Consider the following 22,420-nt stretch of genomic DNA (forward strand, 5'->3'; position numbering starts at 1 on the left):
TGCCGGGTGACTCTTCCTGGTGGAAGTCGGGCGGCGCGCCGATCCACGCACGTGGCCCGAATGGAGTACTGTTGCGAGCCCTGGGTCCGGTCTCCGCCCAGGGGACGCAGGGCTCGCAAGGACCGCCGGGAGGGGGCTAGTTGCACTGGGTGACCGATTCGGTCACTCAGCGTTGCGAATAGGTAACCGTGCCATAACGGCGATTCAGGGCCCTCGCCCGACACGCCGGGCAACTCGGCAAGGTTGTGGCAGGCTGCACCCGGGCAGGCCACACTCGACAGAGCGGAAGCAGCGACGCACGTGACGTCGGCAGGCACCACCCGGGAGGTCCCCATGCCCGAACTGCGTGTCGTGGCCGTCTCGAATGACGGCACACGGCTGGTGCTGAAGGCTGCCGACGCGACGGAGTACACGCTTCCGATCGACGAGCGCCTCCGGGCCGCCGTCCGCGGTGACCGGCCCCGCCTCGGCCAGATCGAGATCGAGGTGGAGAGCCATCTCCGCCCCCGCGACATCCAGGCGCGTATACGAGCCGGCGCGACCGCGGAAGAGGTCGCCCAGATGGCCGGCATCCCCGTCGACCGGGTCCGCCGCTTCGAGGGCCCCGTCCTCGCCGAACGCGCCTTCATGGCCGAACGCGCCCGCAAGACCCCCGTCCGCCGCCCCGGCGAGAACTCCGGCCCGCCACTGGGCGAGGCCGTCCAGGAGCGGCTGCTGCTGCGCGGCGCCGACAAGGACACCGTCCAGTGGGACTCCTGGCGCCGCGACGACGGCACCTGGGAAGTGCTGCTGGTCTATCTGGTCGCGGGTGAACCGCACTCGGCGAGCTGGACGTACGACCCGCCCCGGCGGCTCGTCCAGGCCGTCGACGACGAGGCCCGCGCGCTGATCGGCGAGTCCGACGACCTCGCCGCCCCGGAGCCGAGCTTCCCCTTCGTGCCGCGCATCGCCCGGCTGCCGCGCGACCGGCCGCTGGACCGGCCCGGCGACCGGGAGCGCGAGCGGCCGGGCCTGCCGGCGCAGCCGCCCGAGCCCGCCGCCGAGGAGAGCGTGAGCGAGCGGGACTCGCTGACCAGTCTGCTGGAGGCGGTGCCCAGTTTCCGGGGCGACCTGGTCGTGCCCGAGCGTCCGGCCGTCGCGCCGGAACCCGGCGAGGAGCCGGTGGGGGACCCGGAGGCCGAGGAGCCGCCGGCCCCCGCCGCGTCCGCCGGCGCGGGCTCCGCGTACGCCGACGTGCTCATGCCGCGGTCGGTGGGCAGCCACCGTGACCGGCTGGTCGGCTCCACCGACCGCCAGGCCGAGGCGGACGGGGTCCGTCCCGGGCGGCGGGCGGCGGTCCCCAGCTGGGACGAGATCGTGTTCGGGACGCGGCGCAAGAAGCAGGAGTAGCGCCCCGGCGTCCCAGAGATCGCGGTGAGGGCCGCCCTCCTGGAGGGCGGCCCTCACTTGTGCCCTCAGCGCGGGTCGGGGCCGACGGCGACCGGCCGCTCCGGGTCCGCCGACCACTGCGACCAGGAGCCCACGTACAGCGCGGCCGGGATGCCCGCGACCGCCAGGGCCAGTACCTCGTGGGCGGCGGAGACGCCCGAACCGCAGTACACACCGACCTCGGTGTCCCCGGTGGCGCCCAGTCCGGCGAAGCGGGCGCGGAGTTCGGCGGCGGGCCGGAACCGGCCGTCCGCCGTGACGTTCTCGGACGTCGGGGCCGACACCGCGCCCGGGATGTGGCCGCCGACCGGGTCGATCGGCTCGACCTCGCCCCGGTAGCGCTCCCCCGCGCGGGCGTCCAGCAGCAGCCCGGAGCGGGCCAGCGCGGCGGCGCCGTCCGCGTCCAGCAGCCCGTCGGCGGCCGGTGCCGGTGCGAAATCGCCGGGCGCGGGCCGCGGTTCGTCGGCCGACAGCGGCCCCTGCCAGGCCGGCAGTCCGCCGTCGAGGACCCGCACGTCCGGGTGGCCCGTCCAGCGCAGCAGCCACCAGGCGCGGGCCGCCGCCCAGCCCTGCCCGCCGTCGTACACGACGACCGGCCGCCCGGCCGACACGCCCGCGCGGCGCATCACCGCGCCGAACTCCTCCGGATCGGGCAGCGGATGACGGCCGCCGGTCCCGGGCGGGGCGGCCAATTCCCGGTCCAGGTCGACATAGACCGCGCCGGGCAGATGACCGGCCGCGTACGCCGCCCGGCCGTCGAACGGGGGCGCGCCGGCCGCCTTGGCCGCGCTGAGCTGCCAGCGGATGTCGAGCAGGACCGGCGGGTCACCGCCCGCGAGCGCGCTCGCCAGGTCGGGTGCGGAGATGATGGCGTTCATGGTCCCCATCCTGACGCACTGGCTGGCCGTCGCGTCCCCGCCGGGTTAACCTGCCCGCCGGGCAGCCTCGATCACGAGGTGTACGGATTCGGGCACAGACTGTACAGCCGATCGATTTCTGTCGAGCGATGTGCCGATCGGCACACGGAAACGGGCAGGGAACGGCAGCGCGACGACGGCCGTTCACGAGCGGGGAGCCGTCCGCGGGGCGGACCCGGAGTACGGGGTGACGGGGCGGGCACCGGTGCGGCAGGCGGTCCGTCCGCAGAGAAGCGACCCGGCCACCGCGAGGGGCCGAGAAGAGAGCGACGATGACCGGATCACGGGGACGGACCGACGGCGACCACGGCGGCGATCGGACCACCCTGCGCGTGCCCGGCACGCCCTGCTGGGTGAGCGCGATGGTGCACGACCTGACGGCGACCCAGGAGTTCTACGGGGCACTGTTCGGCTGGGAGTTCCGGCCGGGCCCGCAGCAGCTCGGCCCCTATGTCCGGGCCCTGCTCGGCGGACGGGAGGTGGCGGGCATCGGGCAGCTGCCGCAGGACCGGCATCTGCCGGTGGCCTGGACGCCGTACTTCGCCTCGGACGACGTGGACCGGACCGCCGAGGCCGTCCGGCTGTGCGGCGGCACGGTCGGGGTGGGGCCGCTGGACGCGGCCGAGGCCGGGCGGATGGCGATCGCGTCCGACCCGGCCGGTGCCGTCTTCGGCATCTGGCAGGCGTCGGCCCATCTCGGCACGGCCCTCAGCGGCGCGCCGGGCGCCCCCGTCTGGAACGAGCTGCTCACCTACGACGCGACCGGCGTCGCCGCCTTCTACGAGACCGCGTTCGGCCACACCCCGAAGGCGGTGCCCGACGCCGGCACCGACCGGGTGACCCTGCACATCGACGGCCGGCCCGTGGCGGGCCTGCGCGGTCTGGGCGACGCCCTGCCCCGTGACCGGGGACCGCACTGGGTGACGTACTTCGGGACGGCGGACGTGGACGCAGCGGTGGAGCGGGTCGCCGGGCTGGGCGGGCGCGTCCTGGAGCCGGCCCGGGAGAGCGAGCGGGGGCGGATGGCGGTGGTGGCCGATCCGGAGGGGGCGCGGTTCGCGCTGGTGCGGGGCGCGACCGGGTGAGCCGGGGGCCGGGTCAGGGGCCCGCCACCGGCAGCACGTCCGGTGACAGGGCCGCCGCGCGGGCCGTGGCCGCGGTGGTGCGGCGGCGGTGGTGGCGCCGGCACAGCACCTCGTAGCCGACCTCGTCCGGGGACTGGTTCACGTCACCGACGACCACCTGGGCGCCCTCGACGACCATGACACCGCCGACCGTGCGGGCGTTGTGCGTGGCGCGGGCCCCGCACCAGCACAGGGCCTCGACCTGGAGCACCTCGACCCGGTCGGCCAGTTCGACCAGGCGCTGGGAGCCGGGGAACAGCTTGGAGCGGAAGTCGGTGGTGATGCCGAAGGCGTAGACGTCCAGGCCGAGGTCGTCCACGACGCGGGCGAGCTGGTCGATCTGGTCCGGGGCGAGGAACTGGGCCTCGTCCGCGATCACGTAGTCCGCGCGGCCGCCCTGCGAGAGGTGGTCGACGAGGTAGGCGTAGAGGTCGGTGCCGTCCTCGACCTCGACCGCGTCGGTGACCAGGCCGAGCCGGGAGGAGAGCTTGCCCTCGCCCGCGCGGTCGTCCCGGGTGAAGATCATGCCGGTCAGACCGCGCGCGGAGCGGTTGTGCTCCATCTGGAGAGCCAGGGTCGACTTCCCGCAGTCCATCGTTCCGGAGAAGAAGACCAGCTCGGGCATGGTGGGGCTGACACCTTTCGGCGAGGGCTTGCGGGACGGTTCAGGAGCGTACTTCGAGGAGGGGGACGAGCTGCTCGGCGGGGGTCATCGAACCGTGGTTGCCGACCATCGCCGACTCCTTCGGCTCCCGCTCGGAGGCGATGAGCAGGACGTCGTCCCGGGCGGCGGCGAGGACGTCGCCGATGCGGTCGTACACCCGCTCCTCCACCCGCGGACCGAACCAGCCGGCCTCGATCGCCTCGTCCCGGGACGCCACCCAGAACTGCTCGCCGAGCACCTCGCGCCAGCAGGCGAGGACATCGTCCTGGGCGCCCGGCACCGCGTAGACGTGCCGGGCGCGGCCCTCGCCGCCGAGCAGGGCGACACCGGCCCGCAGCTCCCAGTCCGCGTCGAAGTCGACGCGGTGGTCCTCGTCGAAGGGGATGTCGACCATGCCGTGGTCGGCGGTGACGTAGAGGACGGTGCGCGGCGGGAGTTGCTCGGCGAGGCGCTGGACGAGCCGGTCGACGTGGGAGAGCCGGCCGCGCCACTCGTCGGAGTCGACGCCGAAGCGGTGTCCGGCGCCGTCGACCTCCGAGTAGTACGTGTACACGAGCGCGCGGTCGGCGGCGGCGAGCTGCCCGGCCGCCAGGTCCATGCGGTCCTCGCCGGACTCGCGGCCGAGGAAGGTGCCGCCGCTGAGCGCGACCTTGGTCAGCGGGGTGTTCTGGAAGGTGGGGGCGGAGACCTGCGCGGCGTGCACGCCCGCCGCGTGGGCGAGCTGGAAGACGGTGGGGCGGGGCTGCCAGACGTGCGGGTCGGTCCAGGGCTGCCAGCGGAGCTGGTTCATCAGCGCGCCGGTGGCCGGGTCGCGGACGGTGTAGCCGGGCAGGCCGTGGGCGCCGGGCGGCAGTCCGGTGCCGACCGAGGCGAGGGAGGTCGCGGTGGTCGCCGGGAACCCGGCGGTGACCGGGCGCCCGGTGCCGCCGCGCGAGCTGCCGAGGAGCGAGGTCAGGAAGGGGGCGTACTCGGGGTGGGCGCGGAGCTGCTCCCAGCCGAGGCCGTCGATCAGGAAGACGCAGTTCCGGTCGGCCGGGGCGAGTTCTCCGATCGTGGCGGTGGTGCCGGGGACCTCCATGCCGGCGGCGAGGGTGGGCAGCAGGTCGGCGAGGGAGCCGCTGCCGTACTCGGGGACGGGCGCGGAGGCGACGGGGAGGGGCTCGGGGTGGAGGTCCCAGGCGGTGGACGGGTGCATCAGCGGGCGCTGTCCGCGGTGGCCTCGGAGAGGGCCTGGGCGAAGGCGAGGGCCTGCCGCACGGTCTCCGGGCCGTCGCCGGCCTCGCTGACGCGCAGGCTGAGGTCGTCGGCGGTGGAGCTGCCCGTGTAGCCGTGGTCGGCCTCGCAGTTGGGGTCGCCGCAGGCGGCGGGCTCCAGGTCGATGCGGGAGACGGCGCCCCAGCCGATGGTCAGCACGATCTCGCGGGGCAGGGTGCCCGGCTTGTACTTCTCGGGGTCGGCGACGACGCGGCTGACGACGATGGAGGAGATCCGGCCGATCTTGACGGACTCCGTGGACGTCGTGGCGTAGGGCGACGGGGAGGTGTCGTCCGCGGCCTGCTCGTCGGTGTGGCTGACGATGAAGCGGTTGTCGGTGAGGACGAGCACGGTCACGTGCCGCCGCACCTCGTTCTGGTCGAACGTGGTCTCCTGGTGGACCAGGTACGACCGCACGGGCTCGCCGCCCACGGCGGCCTCCACCGCCTCGGCCACGAGGGCCGGGTAGTAGCCGCTGCGCTCGATCGCCGCACGCAGCCCCTGGGTCGTCGTACTGGTCTTGGCCATGCCGTCCATCCTACGGGGGACCACTGACTGCCCGGGACGGCCAGGGAGGTCCGGGGCGGTCAGTGGTCCCCCGCCCGGGACCTGGCTCAGTACGCCGGGAGGGTGCGCGGGCCGAGGTCGTCGCGGGCGGGGGGCGGCGCGAGGCGGACGGAGGCGCCGAGGACGCTGAGGCCGCGCGGGGCGACGACGACCGGTTCGAGGGTGACGGCGACGACCTCCGGGTGGTCGTCGACGAGGCGGGAGACGCGCTGGAGCAGCTCCTCCAGGGCGGCGGTGTCGACCGGGTCCGAGCCGCGCCAGCCGAAGAGCAGCGGGGCGGTGCGCACGGACCGGACGAGGGCGGCCGCGTCCCGGTCGGTGACCGGTATCAGCCGGTGCGCGGTGTCGCCGAGCAGCTGGGTGGCGGCCCCGGCCAGCCCGAAGGAGAGCACGGCGCCGGCCGCCGGGTCGATGACGGCGCGTACGACGGTGTCGACGCCGCGCGGGGCCATCGCCTGCACCACCGGGCGCAGCTCGGCCGGGGTGCCGAACAGCCCGGTCAGCTCCTCGTAGGCGCGGCGCAGCTGCTCCTCGTCGACGAGGTCGAGGCGGACGCCGCCGAGGTCGGCGCGGTGGCGCAGGTGGGGGGCGGTGGCCTTCAGGGCGACGGGTCCGCCGAGGCGGCGGGCGGCGGCGACGGCGTCCTCGGGGGTGGGGGCGGGCAGGGCGCGGTGGACGTGGATGCCGTAGCGGCCGAGCAGCGCGCACGCGTCCCGGTCGCCGAGGGTGAGGCCCTCGCCGCGTGCGAGAAGGCCGTCGATCAGCTCGGCGGCGCCCTTCTCGTCGATGTCGGGGTACTCCGGCACCTTGCCCGGTTCGGCGGTGTCGTGGCGCCACTGGGCGTAGGCGACGGCCTGGGCGAGGGCGCGCACCGCGCGTTCGGCGGCCGGGTAGGCGGGGATGAGGCGGGTGTCCTCGGAGGGCTGCTCGGGGGCGGGGGGCGGCGGGGGCGGGATGAGGGAGGCGGTGTCCGGCGGCGGGGGCGGGGTGACGGAGGCGGTGTCCGGCGGCGGTGCCGTGCCGGCCGCGGCCGAGAGGGCCTCGGCGAGGCCGCCCAGTTCGACGTGGACGACGAGGACGGGCTTGGCGGGGGCCGCGGCGGTGGCCGCGCGGAGGGCCCCGGCGAGCGCCGCGTCCCCCTCGGCGCCCTCGCCGAGCGCCGGTATGGCGGTCACGACCACGGCGTCGCAGGCGTCGTCGGCCAGGGCCCGGGAGAGGGCGGCCCGGAAGTCGGCGGGGGTGGCGGCGGTGGTCAGGTCCAGCGGGGGCAGCGGGCGCAGTCCCTCGGAGAGGCAGGCGTCGTAGGTGAGCAGGCCCAGGGACTCGGAGTTGCCGAGGATCGCCACCCGGGGGCCGGCGGGCAGGGGCTGGCGGGCGAGCAGCAGGCCCGCGTCGACCAGTTCGGTGATGGTGTCGACGCGGATGACGCCGGCCTGCCGCAGCAGGGCGGAGACCGTGGCGTGCGGCAGGCGGGTGGCGCGGACCGCGTGACCCTGGGGGGCGGCGCCGCCGTGCCGGGCGCCCTGTACGACGACCAGCGGCTTGACGGCGGCGGTGCGCCGCGCCAGACGGGTGAACTTGCGCGGGTTGCCGATGGACTCCAGGTACATCAGGACCACGTCGGTGCCGGGGTCGTCGTACCAGAACTGCAGGACGTCGTTGCCGGAGACGTCGGCCCGGTTGCCGGACGAGACGAACGTGGAGACGCCGGTCACGCCCGTGACGCCGCCGCCGCGCCGGTGCAGCCGGGAGAGCAGGGCGACGCCGATGGCGCCGGACTGGGCGAAGAGGCCGATCCGGCCGGGGCGCGGCATCTCGGGGGCGAGGGAGGCGTTGAGCCGGACCTCGGGCGCGGTGTTGACGATTCCGAAGGCGTTGGGTCCGACGAGCCGCATGCCGTACGCGCGCGCGTGCCGGACGAGGGCGCGCTGGCGCGCGCGTCCCTCGGGGCCGCTCTCGGCGTACCCGGCGGAGACGACGACCAGGCCCTGCACGCCGTGCCGGCCGCACTGGGTGACGACGTCGGTGACCCGCTCGGCGGGGACGGCGACGACCGCGAGGTCGACGGGACCGTCGATCTCGGCGACCAAGCGGTGGGCCGGTACGCCGTCCAGTTCGGTCCGGTCCGGCTCGAAGGCGTGGTTCACGGCGTACAGGCGGCCGGTGAAGCCGGCGTCGCGCAGGTTGCCGAGGATGCGGCGGCCGACGCCGCCGGGGGTGCGGCCGGCGCCGATGACGGCGACGGACCCGGGCACCAGGAGCCGGCGTACCGAGCGGCCCTCGGCGCGCTGCTCGCGCGCGTACTGCACGGCGAGGGAGCGGTCGGTGGGCGCGAGGCCGAACTCCAGGCGGACGACGCCGTCCTCGAAACTGCGTCTCTGGGTGTACCCGGCGTCCGTGAACACCTTGATCATCTTGGTGTTGGCGGGGAGCACCTCGGCGGCGAACCGGCGGATGCCGCGCTCCCGGGCGACCGCGGCGATGTGCTCCAGGAGCGCGGAGGCGACGCCGCGCCCCTGGTGGGCGTCCTGGACGAGGAAGGCGACCTCGGCCTCGTCGGCCGGGGCGTGCGCGGGGGTGCCGTCGGCGGCGATCCGGTCGTAGCGGACCGTGGCGATGAACTCGCCGCCCACCGTGGCCGCGAGGCCGACGCGGTCGACGAAGTCGTGGTGGGTGAAGCGGCGGACGTCCTTGGCGGACAGCCGGGGGTAGGGCGCGAAGAAGCGGTAGTACTTCGACTCGTCCGAGACCTGCTCGTAGAAGCTGACCAGGCGCTCGGCGTCGTCCTCGGTGATGGGGCGCACACGCGCGGTGCCGCCGTCGCGCAGCACCACGTCCGCCTCCCAGTGGGCGGGGTACTCGTGCCGGTCCGACGCGCTCTCCATGCGGCCCAGAGTACGGCCCGGGTACGACAACGGCGCGGGGCCGAGTGGGGCAGTCCGGGGGCGCACCGTATGGAAGACTGGTCTAGACAACTCTGCACACCTGAAGGGCAGCACCACATGGCTGAGCGCCGCGTCAACGTCGGCTGGGCCGAGGGCCTCCACGCCCGCCCCGCCTCCATCTTCGTCCGAGCCGCCACGGCCACCGGGGTCCCGGTGACGATCGCCAAGGCCGACGGCGACCCTGTCAACGCGGCCTCCATGCTGGCCGTCCTGGGTCTGGGCGCCCAGGGTGGCGAGGAGGTCGTGCTCGCCTCGGACGCCGAGGGCGCGGACGCCGCCCTGGACCGGCTGGCGAAGCTGGTCGCCGAGGGGCTGGAGGAGCTCCCGGAGACCGTCTGAACCACCGTGCGCGTACGGCGGAGCCGTGCCGGGCCTTCGGGACCGGCACGGCTTCCGCTATTTCCGGGGACGACCGCTTGGTCCGGGGTGCGGACTCTCGTTTTTGCGGGGGCGGCACCGCGATGATTTCTCGTCCGCCGGGGAGACATGGAGCACGACAATAAAAAGGGCAGCGGAAATAGACCCCGACCGGAGGATCGGCCGAATAACTTCTCTTTGTATACGGTGGCCGTGTTAATGCCGCAGGCTCGGCATGTTTACGGCATGTTGCGAATTCCTCACACGCTCCGCGCGGCCTGCGCCCGGGGCCGGCCGCAGGCGATGCGCGGCGGTCGACCGCTCGGTGTGCAGCGCGGTCAGCGAGCGCGCCCGCTCGCTGTCGCCCCGGGCCACCGCGTCGACGATGGCGCCGTGCTCCGCCCAGGTGTCCACGGGGCTGGCCGGCGCCTCCACGGCGTACATCCAGGCGATCCGGTGCCGCAGCTGGGTCAGCGTCGAGGTGAGCGCCGCGCTGCCCGCCGCCTGGGCGAGCGTCTCGTGGAACCAGCCGCCCAGGGAGCGCAGGTCCTCGCTGTTGCCCCGTCTGGCCCGCTCCTGGCCGAGCCGCACCAGGCCGCGCAGCACCTTGAGGTGGGCCTCGGTGCGCCGCTGGGCGGCCCGCGCGGCGCCGAGCGGCTCCAGCAGCAGCCGCATCTCCAGCAGGTCGGCGGCCTCCTGCTCGGTCGGTTCGGCCACGCACGCGCCCGCGTGGCGCCGGGTCACCACGAAGCCCTCGGCCTCCAGGGTCCGCAGGGCCTCGCGCACGGGGACGCGGGAGACGCCGTAGCGGCGGGCGAGGAGTTCCTCGGTGAGCCGGCTGCCGCGTTCGAGGACACCGGCGACGATGTCGTCCCTGATCGCCGTGCACACCGAGTGCGCCGGAATACGCATGACCGACCTCCGCCTTAATCCCCGTGAAACGTCGACGATTGACGCGTGTTCAGTGACTCTATTGCAATGCGGCGCGCTTTCCGACGGGGGTCCGCTTTACCGGACGGATTTTGGGTTGTTTTTGGTCAGCTCCTAGGGCCTGTCGTTCGGATCAGGTCGCGGGGAATCGGCTGCGCCTTCCCCGCGCCGGTGCGCGTGCCAGGCCCCGCGTCCGCGGCGTGATCCGAACGAGGCCCCAGGCGCCTGCGACGAGCCCTCGGCGCGCCCCCGACGTGGAAAAGCCCCGGCTCGTGAGCCGGGGCTTTCCAGGAGTGCGGCGGAAGGGTCAGACGGTGACGCCGTGGGAGCGGAGGTAGGCCACGGGGTCGATGTCCGAGCCGTACTCGGCGGTGGTGCGGGCCTCGAAGTGCAGGTGCGCCCCGGTGGTGTTGCCGGTCGCCCCGGAGTGGCCGATCGTCTGGCCCGGGGTGACCGCCTGGCCCACCGAGACGCCGATGGACGACAGGTGGCCGTACTGCGTGTACGTCCCGTCGTGCATCCTGATCACGACCTGGTTGCCGTACGCACCGCCCCAGCCGGCCTCGACCACGGTGCCGGCGCCCACGGCGTGGACGGGGGTGCCGGAGGCGGCGTGGAAGTCGATGCCGGTGTGCGTGCCGGAGGACCACAGGCCGCTGCTGGCCTGGTAGGCGGTGGACACGTACGAGCCGCTGATGGGCGACACGTAGGTGTTCAGGCGCTTGCGCTCGGCCTCGCGGGCGGCGCGCTCCTGGTCCTCACGGGCCTGCTGGGCGGCCTCGGCGGCCCGCTCGCGGGCGGCCCGCTCGGCCTGCTCCCGGGCGGCGGCGAACTCGGCGGCCTGCCGCTGGGCGGCGGCCTGGGCGTCGACCTCCTCGGCCACCGAGTCGCCGAGGGTGACGACCGGGGTGAGGCCGGTCTGCTCGGCGGCCGGTTCGGCGGCGAGCGCCGGGGCGGCCAGGGTGCCGAGGACGCCGGTGGTGGTGAGGGTCGCGACACCCGCCGCGCGGACGGTGGTGCGGTGCATCCGGCCGGGTCGGCGGTGCTTGCCGGTGGCGCGCGTGAACGCCATGTGGGGGCTGGTCCTTTCCTTCCCTCTCGCCTACCGGGTTAGCTGACGGGTTCGGAGCAGGAAGGTCTCCTACGGACCCCCTCGCTCACGCGCGGGCGTCCGATTCACCCCAGGGACGATGGGTCCCCGGCTCCCCTGGCTCGCGCCGTACGGGGACTCGGCGATGACTGTCCGGTGCCGCGGGTGCGGCGCACTGCCTGACGAACAGCCTGGGAGACGCTAAGCGGGCGCCCGTTCAAGACTCAAACAGAACCGGGTTTTTGTTGCTCATCCCACAGCGCAGACAGGCAACCTCTATGCCAATCCGCCCCATTCGGACATAGGGCGGCCCCGGTGACAGAACCGTCACCGGGGCCACCCCCACGCGTGCGCCGCTACTCGGCGCTCACCACGGTGACTTCGCCGATGCCCAGGGCCTCGACGGGCCCCTTGATCTGCGCGGCGTCACCCACCAGGACGGTCACCAGCCGGTCCACCGGGAAGGCGTTCACGACCGCCGCGGTGGCCTCGACCGTGCCCGTGGTGACGAGCCGCTGGTAGAGGGTCGCCTGGTAGTCGTCGGGCAGGTACTGCTCGACCTGGTCCGCCAGCGTGCTCGCGACGGCCGCCGCGGTCTCGTACTTCAGCGGCGCCACACCCACCAGGTTCTGCACGGCGACGTCGCGTTCGGCGTCGGTGAGCCCGCCCTCGGCGAGGGTGCGCAGCACCTTCCACAGGTCGTCGAGGGCCGGTCCGGTGTTCGGGGTGTCGACGGAGCCGCTGATGGCGAGCATCGCGGCGCCGGTGCCGTCGGGCGCGGAGCGCAGCACCTGGCCGAAGGCCCGCACGCCGTAGGTGTAGCCCTTCTCCTCGCGCAGGACGCGGTCCAGGCGGGAGGTCAAGGTGCCGCCCAGGCAGTACGTGCCGAGCACCTGGGCGGGCCAGACGCTGTCGTGCCGGTCGGGTCCGGTGCGGCCGATCAGCAGCTGCGTCTGGACCGATCCGGGGCGGTCCACGATGACGACCCGGCCGGTGTCGTCGGAGGTCACCGGCGGCACGGGGCGCGGCTCGGCGGCCGAGCCCGTCCACGAGCCGAGGGTGTCGTCGAGCAGGGCGTCGAGGTCGACGCCGGTGAAGTCGCCGACGACCACGGCGGTGGCGGTGGCGGGCCGCACGTGCTTCTCGTAGAAGGCGCGGACGGCGGCGGAGTCGATGCCGGCGACGGTCTCCTCGGTGCCCTGGCGCGGGCGGGACATCCGGGAGTCCGCCGGGAACAGCTCCCTGGACAGCTCCTTGGCGGCCCGGCGCGAGGGGTTGGCCAGCTCGTGCGGGATCTCGTCGAGCCGGTTGCGCACCAGGCGTTCGATCTCGCTGTCCGCGAAGGCGGGCGCCCTGAGGGCGTCGGCGACCAGGCCGAGCGCCTTGGCGAGACGGGAGGCGGGCACTTCGAGGCTGAGGCGGACACCGGGGTGGTCGGCGTGCGCGTCCAGGGTGGCGCCGCAGCGCTCCAGCTCGGCGGCGAACTCCTCGGCGGAGTGCTTGTCGGTGCCCTCGGAGAAGGCGCGGGCCATGATGGTGGCGACGCCGTCCAGGCCGGCCGGCTCGGCGTCCAGGGGCGCCCGCAGGAACAGCTCGACGGCGACGACCTGCTGGCCGGGGCGGTCGCAGCGCAGGACGGTCAGGCCGTTGCCGAGCGCGCCGCGCTCCGGGGCGGGGAAGGCCCAGGGCCTGGGCTCGCCCGCCTGCGGCTGAGGGTGGAATTCCATGGTGGCCAGCTCGGTCACTTGGCCGCCTCCTCGTTCTCGTCGGTGGCGTCGTCGGCCGCGGGGGCGGTGGGCTCGTAGACGAGCACCGCGCGGTTGTCGGGGCGCAGTCGGGCCTTGGCGACCTCCTGGACCTCCTCGGCGGTCACCTCCAGGACGCGCTGCACGGCGGTGAGGGCGAGCTGCGGGTCGCCGAACAGGACCGCGTACCGGCACAGTTCGTCGGCGCGGCCGGCGACCGTGCCGAGCCGGTCCAGCCACTCGCGCTCCAGCTGGGCCTGGGCGCGCTCCATCTCCTCGGCGGTGGGGCCCTCCTCGGCGAACCGGGCCAGCTCCTCGTCGATGGCGGCCTCGATGACCGGCACCTCGACGTCGCCGGAGGTCTTCACGTCCAGCCAGCCGAGGGACGGGGCGCCCGCCAGGCGCAGCAGGCCGAAGCCGGCCGCCACGGCCGTGCGGTCGCGGCGCACCAGGCGGTTGTAGAGGCGGGAGGACTCGCCGCCGCCGAGGACGGTGAGCGCCAGGTCGGCCGCGTCGCACGCGCGGGTGCCGTCGTGCGGCAGGCGGTAGGCGGCCATCAGGGCGCGGGCCGGTACCTCCTCCTCGACGACCTCGCGCACCTGCTCGCCCATGACCTCGGGCAGCGAGCCGTCCCGGGGGGCGGGCTTGCCGTCGTGGGAGGCGATGGAGCCGAAGTACTTCTCGATCCAGGCGAGCGTCTGCTCGGGGTCGATGTCGCCGACCACCGACAGCACCGCGTTGTTCGGCGCGTAATAGGTGCGGAAGAACGCGCGGGCGTCCTCCAGGGTGGCCGCGTCCAGGTCGGCCATGGAGCCGATCGGCGTGTGGTGGTAGGGGTGGCCCTCCGGGTAGGCGAGGGCGGTCAGCTTCTCGAAGGCGGTGCCGTAGGGCACGTTGTCGTAGCGCTGGCGGCGTTCGTTCTTGACGACGTCGCGCTGGTTCTCCATCGACTCGTCGTCCAGGGCGGCGAGCAGGGAGCCCATGCGGTCGGCCTCCAGCCAGAGCGCCAGCTCCAGTTGGTGGGCGGGCATGGTCTCGAAGTAATTGGTGCGCTCGAAGCTGGTGGTGCCGTTGAGGGAACCGCCGGCGCCCTGCACCAGTTCGAAGTGGCCGTTGCCCTTGACCTGGGCGGAGCCCTGGAACATCAAGTGCTCGAAAAGGTGAGCCAGACCGGTACGTCCCTTGACCTCGTGGCGGGAGCCGACGTCGTACCAGAGGCACACCGCCGCGACCGGGGTCAGGTGGTCCTCGGAGAGCACCACGCGCAGACCGTTGGCCAGGCGGTGCTCGGTCGCTGTCAGGCCGCCGGAGCCTGCCTCGGCTGTGGCCGTGTGACCCATGGGCATGTACGTCCCTTCGATCGCGGAGAACTTGGGCGGGATCACGGACCGGACCGCATCACCGGTCCGCACCGGATCACTGGTCGGAACTGCGGAATTCCTACCGATCCTGCCACTGTATGCAAGCGTGCGGACCTCCGGTGGAGTTCCCGGCTCCGCTACGCCGAGAGCGAGCACGCGCCGGACGCGGCGAGGGGCCCTCCCCGGCAGGGCGTACCCTGCGGGCGGCAGCGGGCCGCGGCGCCCGTCGGAGGTCCTGGTCGGCCGCTGTCAGTGCCGCGGTCCACAATGGGACGCGTCAGATCACCGTTCACGCTTCAGCGAGGAGCCGGCAGCGATGGCCCGCCGTAGTACGAAGACCCCGCCGCCCGACGACCCGTACGAGGAGAAGATCCTCGACATCGACGTCGTCGACGAGATGCAGGGCTCATTCCTTGAGTACGCGTACTCGGTCATCTACTCCCGTGCCCTGCCGGACGCGCGCGACGGACTGAAGCCGGTGCACCGCCGCATCGTCTACCAGATGAACGAGATGGGGCTCAGGCCCGAGCGCGGCTACGTGAAGTGCGCCCGGGTCGTCGGCGAGGTGATGGGCAAGCTGCACCCGCACGGCGACGCGTCGATCTACGACGCCCTGGTCCGCATGGCCCAGCCGTTCTCGATGCGCGTCCCCCTGGTCGACGGCCACGGCAACTTCGGCTCGCTGGGCAACGACGACCCGCCCGCCGCCATGCGGTACACCGAGTGCCGGATGGCCGAGGCGGCCGGGCTGATGACGGAGTCCATCGAGGAGGACACCGTCGACTTCGCCCCCAACTACGACGGCCAGGAGCAGGAACCCGAGGCGCTGCCCGCCGCCTTCCCCAACCTGCTGGTCAACGGGGCCTCCGGGATCGCCGTCGGCATGGCCACCAACATGCCGCCGCACAATCTGCGCGAGGTCATCGCCGCCGCCCGGCACCTGATCCGGTATCCGAACGCCGATCTCGAAGCCCTGATGAAGCACGTCCCCGGGCCCGACCTGCCCACCGGCGGCGTGATCGTCGGGCTGCCGGGCATCCGCGACGCGTACGCGACCGGCCGCGGCACCTTCAGGATCCGCGCCTCGGTGACCGTGGAGACGGTGACGGCCCGCCGCAAGGGCCTGGTCGTCACCGAGCTGCCGTTCGCGGTCGGCCCGGAGAAGGTGATCGCCAAGATCAAGGACCTGGTCGGCGCGAAGAAGCTCCAGGGCATCGCGGACGTCAAGGACCTCACCGATCGTGAGCACGGGCTGCGCCTGGTCATCGAGATCAAGAACGGCTTCGTGCCGGAGGCGGTCCTGGAACAGCTGTACAAGCTGACACCGATGGAGGAGTCCTTCGGTATCAACAACGTCGCCCTGGTGGACGGCCAGCCCCTCACCCTGGGCCTGAAGGAGCTGCTGGAGGTCTACCTCGACCACCGGTTCACCGTGGTGCGGCGGCGCAGCGAGTTCCGCCGGGGCAAGCGGCGCGACCGCCTCCACCTGGTCGAGGGCCTGCTCACCGCGCTGATCGACATCGACGAGGTGATCCGCCTCATCCGCTCCAGCGAGAACTCCGCGCAGGCCAAGGAGCGCCTGATCGAGCGCTTCGGCCTGAGCGACGTGCAGACGCAGTACATCCTGGACACGCCGCTGCGCCGGCTCACCAAGTTCGACCGCATCGAACTGGAGGCCGAGAAGGACCGGCTCAACGCGGAGATCGAGGAGCTGACCCGCATCCTCGACTCCGACCAGGAGCTGCGCAAGCTGGTCTCCGCGGAACTGGCGGCGGTGGCCAAGAAGTTCGGCACCGACCGCCGTACGGTGCTGCTGGAGTCGGCGGCGACCCCGGTGGCCGCGGTGCCGCTCCAGGTGGCGGACGACCCGTGCCGGGTGCTGCTCTCCTCCACGGGGCTGCTGGCCCGTACGGCGAACGGCGAGCCGTTGGCCTCGGACGGCGGCGGCAGGCGCGTCAAGCACGACGTGATCGTCTCTGCGGTGCCCGCCACGGCGCGCGGCGAGGTGGGCGTGGTGACGTCCGCCGGACGCCTGCTGCGGATCAACGTGGTCGATCTGCCGCAGCTGCCGGAGGAGATGACCACCCCGAACCTGGCGGGCGGCGCTCCGCTCGCCGAGTTCGTCTCCCTGGACGACGACGAGACGGTGGTCTGCCTGACCACGCTGGACGAGTCCTCGCCGGGGCTCGCTCTCGGCACGGCGCAGGGCATCGTCAAGCGCGTGGTGCCGGACTACCCGGGCAACAAGGACGAGCTGGAGGTCATCACCCTCAGGGAGGGCGACCGGATCGTCGGCGCGGTCGAGCTGCGCACCGGTGAGGAGGACCTGGTCTTCATCACCGACGACGCCCAGCTGCTGCGGTACCAGGCGGCGCAGGTCCGTCCGCAGGGCCGTCCGGCGGGCGGGGTGACGGGCATCAAGCTGGCCGAGGGCGCGAAGGTCATCTCCTTCACGGCGGTCGACCCGGCGGGGGACGCGGTGGTCTTCACCGTGGCCGGCTCGCGCGGGACGCTGGACGACTCGGTGCAGACCACGGCCAAGCTGACGCCGTTCGACCAGTACCCGCGCAAGGGCCGGGCCACGGGCGGCGTGCGCTGCCAGCGGTTCCTGAAGGGCGAGGACTGCCTGGCCCTGGCCTGGGCGGGCACCGCGCCGGCCCTCGCGGCCCAGAAGAACGGCACGCCCGCCCAGCTCCCCGACATCGACCCGCGCCGCGACGGCTCGGGCGTGTCCCTGCCGAAGACGGTGGCGGTGGTGGCGGGGCCCGCCTAGGCCTCCGGTTCCGCCGTCTCGGTTTCCGCCGTCTCGGTGCCGGGGTCCGGCTCGTCCGGGTCCTGCACGTAGCGCAGGACGCCCCACATGCCGTGCTCGTCGGCGTGCGGGGCGTGGTGCGCGCACTCCCGCAGTTCCCCGGTGAGGGCGGGGGTGTCGATGCCCGTGCCGATCAGCACCAGTTGGGTGAGCCGGTCGGCGCCGGGCGGCCAGGGCTCCGGGTAGAAGCGCAGGAAGCGTCCCACGGCGTGCACGAGGTAGCGGTTGCGCGGGTCGTACGGGCCGAAGTCGACGTAGCCCTTGATCCGGTACAGGCCCTCGGGGCGGCTGTCGAGGAAGCGCATCAGGCGCCGGGGGTCGAGCGGCACGTCGGAGACGTAGGACAGGCTGTCGTAGGCGGCGTGCAGATGGCCGGGGTGGCCGTGGCCGTGCGCGCCGCCTCCGTCGTGAGGACCGGCGCCGTCCGTGTCGTCGGGGCCGCCGTCGTCCGTGTGGTCGTGCAGGTCGTCGAAGGAGAGCTGCCCGATCCGCTCCTCGGCGGGCCGGCAGTCGAAGAGGAAGGCGGGGTCGACGCGGCCGTAGGTGGCGGGGACGACGGCGGCGCGGTCGGTGAGGGAGCCGACGAGCGCGAGCACCCGCTCGGCGTCGTCCGCCCGGTCGAGCTTGTTGACCACCACCAGGTCGGCCAGGCCGAGGTGCCGGTCGATCTCGGGGTGCCGGGCCCGGGTCGCGTCGAACTCGGCGGCGTCGACCACCTCGACCAGTCCGCCGTACACGATCCCCGTGAGGTCGCTGGCGAGCAGCATGCGCACCAGTTCCTGGGGCTCGGCGAGGCCACTGGCCTCGATGACGATGACGTCGGTCCCGGTCTCGGGCCGGGCCAGCCGGGCCAGATAGACGTCGAGTTCACCGGGGTCGACGGCACAGCACAGACAGCCGTTGCCGAGGGAGACGGTGGAGTCGCCGAGCGCGCCGGCCACCGCCATGGCGTCGATCTCGATGGCGCCGAAGTCGTTGACGATCGCGCCGATACGGCTGCCGCCGGAGCGGTGGAGCAGGTGGTTGAGCAGCGTCGTCTTACCGGAACCGAGGAATCCGGCGAGGATGACCACCGGGATCTGCGGGACCGGGCCCCGCGCGGCCGGGACCTGCGGCGTCGGAACCTGCGGGCTCGGGCTCTGCCCCAATGTGCTTGCCTCTCTCGTACCGCGGGGAGCGTGTGCCGCCCCAGGATACGAGTCACGCGATCACCGCGAAACGAACGGTCGTCACCAGGATCCGCGGGGCCGACGTCGGGGAAGGCGCCAGTGCGGGCGGCCCTCGCTTCCCTCTGTGCGCCTCCTCTCCGCCTCCCCGCCGGTCAGAGCCGCTCGGCACTCCGGAGGTGGCAAGCGCCGCACATCGCTCGCCGGTCCCGGTCACCCGCCCCGCACGCGACGACCGGCGACGGTCGCGTGAATCGGGGGTTCACATGGTCACGAAGAGGTCGGGCACCGGGAAGGGGGGGCGCCGCCGCGTTCGGTCTGGGAGTCGTCGCCACCCTGACGCTGACCGCCCTGCGACGCCGCGGCCACGCCGTACGGCTCCAGGAGAGACGTCTGGAGCTGGAGGAACTCGCGGGACGGCGCAGCGCGCTCGCGCATCAGCGGCGCATGCACGGGGACCTGCCGGCCCGGTCGATCGACGATCCGTCCCTCGCCGCGGTGATCGACACCTAAGACAAGGCCGTTCCGGCGGAGAAGCGCCGTCCGTTCCTCTACACCAACGCCTGGTACGCGTACCTCTTCCGCGTGTATCTGGCGGGGCTGCTGACCCGCGAGGAGTCGTACACGTATCTGCGCGAGTTCTTCCAGAGCCCGCTCTTCCGCGAGTACTGGGACGCGTCCCGGGCGCAACGGGCGACGCTGCAGCAGACCTCCGAGGAGGCGATGACCGGGCGGATGGCCGACGCCCTCGTCAAGGAGCTGGAGAGGCCGACACGGACGAGTGGTGGGTGGTGGGCACCCCGCCGCCCGCCTGGCCCTCGTCCGATTCCCGTCCCCCCGCCCGCCCGTGCCGACACGGGCGGGTGTCCGCGCCCGTACGGGCGGCCCGGCCTGAGCGGGAACCCGTACCGTTCTGCCAGCACGAAGCCCCTCACGTGAAGGACCGGTCCCTTCGAAGATCGCGCGCCGCATCGGTGTGCCCCGGGCGCCCGAGGCTCCAGCTCCGGAGCCGACTGCCCAGACCTCTTCGAGCTGAGCGACGGCGACTTCGCCGTCATCGGCACCGAAGCCACCGAACCGCTGGAGCGCGAGCTGCCGGCCGACGCCTCCCGCGGGGACGACGCACGCGTCGTCGTCGTCGGCCGCGAGACGCTGATCCGCGCCGAGGCGGACATCCCCGACTCCTGACCCGCGCCGAGGCGGACACCCCCGGCTCCCGAGCCGCGCCGAGGCGGACACCCCCGGCTCCCGAGCCGTACCCCTTCCTCCGTCCGGCCCCCGCTTCCGCCCCGTTCCCCGCCGCCTGCGGGCCGGGACCGGACCGACCCAGCAGCACACCCGGTCGCCGCTCGGCTGCACGTTTCCTCAGGGCACCCGACCGGTTCCCGGGCCTGACGACGACGCCCCCGCACGGCCCGCTACCGGGCGGCCGTCACCGGCTCCGGCCCCGTGTACCGCGCCGCCGGCCTGATGATCTTCGAGTCCCGGGCCTGTTCCAGGATGTGCGCGCTCCAGCCCACGACCCGTCCGGCGGCGAAGGTCGGGGTGAACATCTCCCGCGGCAGACCGCACAGTTCCATGACCACTCCCGCGTAGAACTCCACGTTGGTGTGCAGTTCCCGGCCCGGTTTCAGCTCCGCGAGGATGGCCTCGACCCGGCGCTCCACCTCGACCGCGAACTCGACACGCGGGCCGCCGAAGCCCCGGGCCACCTCGCGCAGCATCCGGGAGCGCGGGTCCTCGGTGCGGTAGACGGCGTGACCGAAGCCCATGATGCGCTCGCCCGCCAGCACCCGCTCGCGGATCCAGGGGTCGATGCGGTCGGGCGTGCCGATGGCGTCCAGCGTGTCCAGGGCCCGGCTCGGCGCCCCGCCGTGCAGCGGCCCGGACAGCGCGGCCACCGCTCCGGCGAGGCAGGCCGCGACGTCCGCGCCGGTGGAGGCGATGACCCGGGCGGTGAAGGTCGACGCGTTGAAGCCGTGGTCGACGGTGGAGATCAGGTACTGCTCGACCGCCCGGGTCCGCCGCGCGTCCGGCACGGTGCCGGTGAGCATGTACAGGTAGTTGGCCGCGTAGGGCAGGTCCTCGCGCGGCTCGACGGGCTCCAGTCCTTGGCCCAGCCGGTACAGCGCGGTGAGCAGCGTGGGGACGGCGGCGACGGCGGCGAGGGTGTCCTCGCGGCGGCGGCCGGCGTCGAGGTCGTAGACCGGGCGGAAGCCGCGCGCCGCGCCCAGCAGGGAGAGGGCCGTGCGCAGGCCGGCCAGTGGACCGGACCGCGCGCCGGCCGCGGCTACGGCGGGCAGCGCCGACCTCACCTCGTCGGGGAGCCCGCGCAGGGCGGCGGTCTCGGCGGTGAACGCGGCGGCCCGCCGCGCGTCCGGCAGTTCGCCGTCGACGAGCAGGTGCCAGACCTCCTCGAAGCGGCGGGTCTCGGCGAGCTGGACGGCCGGGTACTGCCGGTAGTGGTAGAAGCCCTCGGCCCCGCGTACCTCGCCGATCTCGGTGTCGGTCACGACGACGCCCGCGAGCCCGCGCGGGACGTCGACCGGCGCGGCCGCGGCCCGGTCGGTGGCGGCTCGGTGGGCGGTCCTGTTGACGGACATGATCTCCTCCTCGGAACTCCCCATGTATTGATGAGACTGTCCATACTTGATTAGTGCTGTGTCAATATTGATCCAGTCAATATGTATCAGGCGGCAACCGAGGGTGGATACGGTGACGTCCATGCGCGATCAAGAGCCCGGTCCCGCCGACGGCGAGCGGCTGAGCACCAGAGAGGCCGCCGAGCTGCTCGGCGTGAAACCGGAGACCGTGTACGCGTACGTCAGCAGGGGCCTGCTCGACAGCCGGCGCACCCCGGGCGGACGCGGGAGCACCTTCGACGCCAAGGAGGTGCGGGCCCTGGCCCGGCGCAACCGGCGCGAGGGCGGCTCCACCGCCTCCCCCGGCGGCGAACCGGCGGTGCGCACCCGCCTCACCCTCATCGACCGCGACCGGTACTACTTCCGGGGCGTCGACGCGGTGGAACTGGCCGGGCGGTGCTCCTACGAGGAGGTCGCCGAGTGGCTCTGGACGGGACGGCCGCATCCCGGCGCCGTCTTCACGGCGCCCGAGGCCTCCGTCGCCGTGGCCCGCCGGGCGGTCGGCGCGCTGCCCGAGCACGCCGGCCCGGCCGACCGGCTGCGGGTCGCCACGATCGCCGCCGCCACCGCCGACCCGCTCCGGTTCGACCTGTCCGAGGAGGCCGTGCTCGGCACCGCCCGGGTCCTCATCCCCACCCTGGTCGCGGCCCTGCCGCCGGTGGGCCAGGACCAGGGCGGCGACGGCCCGCTCGCCCGCCGGCTCTGGGCACGGCTCACCGGGCTCCCCGCCGACCGGGGATCGCTGCGGACGCTGGAGACGGCCCTCGCCCTGCTCGCCGACCACGACCTGGCCGCCTCGACGCTGGCCGTACGCGTCGCCGCGTCGGCCCGCGCGCACGCGTACGCCGCCGTGTCCGCGGGGCTGGGCGTGATCGAGGGTCCGCTGCACGGCGCGGCCAGCGGCCTCGCCCACCGGATGCTGCTGGACGTGCTCGACCGGGGCGCGGCCCCCGTGGTCGCGGAGGAACTGCGGGCGGGCCGCCGGGTTCCGGGGCTCGGCCACCGTCTCTACCCCGGCGAGGACCCGCGCGCGCGGGCGCTGTTCGCACTCCTGGCGGAGATTCCCCGGGCCGCGCCCGTGCTGGCGGCGGCCCGTGAGGTCGCCGCCACCGCCGCCCGCAGCACCCCGCTGCACGCCAACGTCGACCTGGCGCTCGCGGTGCTGACCGTCTCCTGCGGCATGCCCGCCTCCGCCGGCGAGACGATCTTCGCGGTGGCGCGTACGGCGGGCTGGATCGCGCACGCCCTGGAGGAGTACGCGGAACGGCCCCTGCGGATGCGGCCGAGCGGCGTGTACGTCGGCCCCCGGCCGCCGGTGCCGGTGCCCCTCTCCGAGTGACCGGGCGCGCGCGGCGCCACCGGCAGGCGGGGGGCGCCGACGGGCGGGGCGTTCACTCCGCCGGCGGCCGACCGAGTGC

General features: G+C 73.9%; 16 protein-coding genes, 2 pseudogenes and 1 riboswitch. Of the genes and pseudogenes, 7 read left to right on the forward strand and 11 right to left on the reverse strand.

Going from position 1 to position 22,420, the window contains the following annotated elements; translation table 11 throughout:
- Positions 1-333: 333 nt before the first annotated feature.
- On the forward strand, positions 334-1,389 hold the full coding sequence (gene sepH, locus Sdagh_RS11040) for a septation protein SepH (protein ID WP_190011149.1): 1,056 nt from the start codon (positions 334-336) through the stop codon (positions 1,387-1,389).
- Positions 1,390-1,454: 65 nt separating this feature from the next.
- On the opposite strand, the gene Sdagh_RS11045 is transcribed toward sepH, so the two are convergent.
- A complete protein-coding gene (locus Sdagh_RS11045) occupies positions 1,455-2,306 on the reverse strand; it encodes a sulfurtransferase (protein ID WP_189420969.1) in 852 nt (283 codons plus the stop codon).
- A gap of 311 nt (positions 2,307-2,617) precedes the next feature.
- Between Sdagh_RS11045 and Sdagh_RS11050 the strand changes: the two genes are divergently transcribed.
- Entirely contained in the window at positions 2,618-3,430 is an 813-nt protein-coding gene (locus Sdagh_RS11050; RefSeq protein WP_190077968.1) for a VOC family protein, read from the forward strand.
- A 13-nt stretch (positions 3,431-3,443) separates the two neighbouring features.
- Here Sdagh_RS11050 and Sdagh_RS11055 read toward each other — a convergent pair whose 3' ends face one another.
- From Sdagh_RS11055 to Sdagh_RS11070, 4 genes are all read right to left on the reverse strand, one after another.
- A complete protein-coding gene (locus tag Sdagh_RS11055) occupies positions 3,444-4,094 on the reverse strand; it encodes a thymidine kinase (RefSeq protein WP_189420967.1) in 651 nt (216 codons plus the stop codon).
- A gap of 40 nt (positions 4,095-4,134) precedes the next feature.
- Positions 4,135-5,328: an alkaline phosphatase family protein gene (locus Sdagh_RS11060; RefSeq protein ID WP_190077967.1), complete on the reverse strand. Its 1,194-nt coding sequence runs from the start codon at positions 5,326-5,328 to the stop codon at positions 4,135-4,137.
- Positions 5,328-5,924 (reverse strand): DUF5998 family protein, encoded by a 597-nt coding sequence (locus Sdagh_RS11065; protein ID WP_189420964.1) that lies wholly within the window; start codon positions 5,922-5,924, stop codon positions 5,328-5,330. Before Sdagh_RS11065 ends, Sdagh_RS11060 begins: the two co-directional genes overlap by 1 nt.
- Positions 5,925-6,001: 77 nt before the next feature.
- Positions 6,002-8,839, reverse strand: coding sequence for a bifunctional acetate--CoA ligase family protein/GNAT family N-acetyltransferase (locus Sdagh_RS11070; RefSeq protein WP_190077966.1), 2,838 nt, complete (start codon positions 8,837-8,839; stop codon positions 6,002-6,004).
- A 117-nt stretch (positions 8,840-8,956) separates the two neighbouring features.
- Here Sdagh_RS11070 and Sdagh_RS11075 point away from each other — a divergent pair, with 117 nt between their 5' ends.
- On the forward strand, positions 8,957-9,238 hold the full coding sequence (locus tag Sdagh_RS11075; RefSeq protein WP_189420960.1) for an HPr family phosphocarrier protein: 282 nt from the start codon (positions 8,957-8,959) through the stop codon (positions 9,236-9,238).
- 234 nt (positions 9,239-9,472) lie between these two features.
- Here the strand turns inward: Sdagh_RS11075 and Sdagh_RS11080 are convergent, their stop codons facing one another.
- The 4 genes from Sdagh_RS11080 to Sdagh_RS11095 all read right to left on the reverse strand — a co-directional run bounded on the left by Sdagh_RS11080 (position 9,473) and on the right by Sdagh_RS11095 (position 14,367).
- Positions 9,473-10,168: a GntR family transcriptional regulator gene (locus tag Sdagh_RS11080; RefSeq protein WP_190077965.1), complete on the reverse strand. Its 696-nt coding sequence runs from the start codon at positions 10,166-10,168 to the stop codon at positions 9,473-9,475.
- 325 nt (positions 10,169-10,493) lie between these two features.
- Positions 10,494-11,258 carry a M23 family metallopeptidase gene (locus tag Sdagh_RS11085; protein ID WP_189420955.1) on the reverse strand — a complete coding sequence of 255 codons (765 nt, stop codon included), beginning with the start codon at positions 11,256-11,258 and terminating at the stop codon, positions 10,494-10,496.
- Positions 11,259-11,270: 12 nt separating this feature from the next.
- Positions 11,271-11,431, reverse strand: a riboswitch (cyclic di-AMP (ydaO/yuaA leader).
- Positions 11,432-11,632: 201 nt separating this feature from the next.
- Complete coding sequence (locus Sdagh_RS11090) at positions 11,633-13,021, reverse strand: M16 family metallopeptidase (RefSeq protein WP_189420953.1); 1,389 nt, start codon at positions 13,019-13,021, stop codon at positions 11,633-11,635.
- Positions 13,018-14,367: a M16 family metallopeptidase gene (locus tag Sdagh_RS11095; protein WP_189421043.1), complete on the reverse strand. Its 1,350-nt coding sequence runs from the start codon at positions 14,365-14,367 to the stop codon at positions 13,018-13,020. The genes Sdagh_RS11090 and Sdagh_RS11095 overlap by 4 nt, the downstream gene beginning before the upstream one ends.
- Before the next feature lie 331 nt (positions 14,368-14,698).
- Here Sdagh_RS11095 and Sdagh_RS11100 point away from each other — a divergent pair, with 331 nt between their 5' ends.
- A complete protein-coding gene (locus Sdagh_RS11100; RefSeq protein WP_189420951.1) occupies positions 14,699-17,155 on the forward strand; it encodes a DNA gyrase/topoisomerase IV subunit A in 2,457 nt (818 codons plus the stop codon).
- Here Sdagh_RS11100 and Sdagh_RS11105 read toward each other — a convergent pair.
- Positions 17,152-18,342: a CobW family GTP-binding protein gene (locus Sdagh_RS11105; RefSeq protein ID WP_190077964.1), complete on the reverse strand. Its 1,191-nt coding sequence runs from the start codon at positions 18,340-18,342 to the stop codon at positions 17,152-17,154. The two genes, Sdagh_RS11100 and Sdagh_RS11105, sit on opposite strands and share 4 nt — an antisense overlap.
- Positions 18,343-18,609: 267 nt before the next feature.
- On the opposite strand from Sdagh_RS11105, the pseudogene Sdagh_RS11110 reads away from it, so the two are divergent.
- Together Sdagh_RS11110 and Sdagh_RS36695 are read left to right on the forward strand one after the other, a co-directional pair.
- A pseudogene (locus Sdagh_RS11110) lies at positions 18,610-19,299 on the forward strand (DUF6082 family protein).
- Positions 19,274-19,548 (forward strand): annotated as a pseudogene (locus tag Sdagh_RS36695) (hypothetical protein). Before Sdagh_RS11110 ends, Sdagh_RS36695 begins: the two co-directional pseudogenes overlap by 26 nt.
- A 230-nt stretch (positions 19,549-19,778) precedes the next feature.
- Here Sdagh_RS36695 and Sdagh_RS11115 read toward each other — a convergent pair.
- A complete protein-coding gene (locus tag Sdagh_RS11115) occupies positions 19,779-20,963 on the reverse strand; it encodes a citrate synthase (protein ID WP_190077979.1) in 1,185 nt (394 codons plus the stop codon).
- Between the two features lie 121 nt (positions 20,964-21,084).
- On the opposite strand from Sdagh_RS11115, the gene Sdagh_RS11120 reads away from it, so the two are divergent.
- Positions 21,085-22,341, forward strand: a complete 1,257-nt coding sequence (locus Sdagh_RS11120) for a citrate/2-methylcitrate synthase (RefSeq protein WP_189420946.1) — start codon at positions 21,085-21,087, stop codon at positions 22,339-22,341.
- Positions 22,342-22,420 lie beyond the last annotated feature (79 nt).

The sequence above is a fragment of the Streptomyces daghestanicus genome, from assembly GCF_020521275.1.
Classification (GTDB): Bacteria; Actinomycetota; Actinomycetes; order Streptomycetales; family Streptomycetaceae; genus Streptomyces; species Streptomyces griseoviridis.

Coding starts and splice junctions, on each gene's coding strand:
- sepH (WP_190011149.1), top strand. CDS start 334: ATGCCCGAACTGCGTGTCGTGGCCGTCTCGAATGACGGCACACGGCTG.
- Sdagh_RS11045 (WP_189420969.1), bottom strand. CDS start 2,306: ATGAACGCCATCATCTCCGCACCCGACCTGGCGAGCGCGCTCGCGGGC.
- Sdagh_RS11050 (WP_190077968.1), top strand. CDS start 2,618: ATGACCGGATCACGGGGACGGACCGACGGCGACCACGGCGGCGATCGG.
- Sdagh_RS11055 (WP_189420967.1), bottom strand. CDS start 4,094: ATGCCCGAGCTGGTCTTCTTCTCCGGAACGATGGACTGCGGGAAGTCG.
- Sdagh_RS11060 (WP_190077967.1), bottom strand. CDS start 5,328: ATGCACCCGTCCACCGCCTGGGACCTCCACCCCGAGCCCCTCCCCGTC.
- Sdagh_RS11065 (WP_189420964.1), bottom strand. CDS start 5,924: ATGGACGGCATGGCCAAGACCAGTACGACGACCCAGGGGCTGCGTGCG.
- Sdagh_RS11070 (WP_190077966.1), bottom strand. CDS start 8,839: ATGGAGAGCGCGTCGGACCGGCACGAGTACCCCGCCCACTGGGAGGCG.
- Sdagh_RS11075 (WP_189420960.1), top strand. CDS start 8,957: ATGGCTGAGCGCCGCGTCAACGTCGGCTGGGCCGAGGGCCTCCACGCC.
- Sdagh_RS11080 (WP_190077965.1), bottom strand. CDS start 10,168: ATGCGTATTCCGGCGCACTCGGTGTGCACGGCGATCAGGGACGACATC.
- Sdagh_RS11085 (WP_189420955.1), bottom strand. CDS start 11,258: ATGGCGTTCACGCGCGCCACCGGCAAGCACCGCCGACCCGGCCGGATG.
- Sdagh_RS11095 (WP_189421043.1), bottom strand. CDS start 14,367: ATGCCCATGGGTCACACGGCCACAGCCGAGGCAGGCTCCGGCGGCCTG.
- Sdagh_RS11100 (WP_189420951.1), top strand. CDS start 14,699: ATGGCCCGCCGTAGTACGAAGACCCCGCCGCCCGACGACCCGTACGAG.
- Sdagh_RS11115 (WP_190077979.1), bottom strand. CDS start 20,963: ATGTCCGTCAACAGGACCGCCCACCGAGCCGCCACCGACCGGGCCGCG.
- Sdagh_RS11120 (WP_189420946.1), top strand. CDS start 21,085: ATGCGCGATCAAGAGCCCGGTCCCGCCGACGGCGAGCGGCTGAGCACC.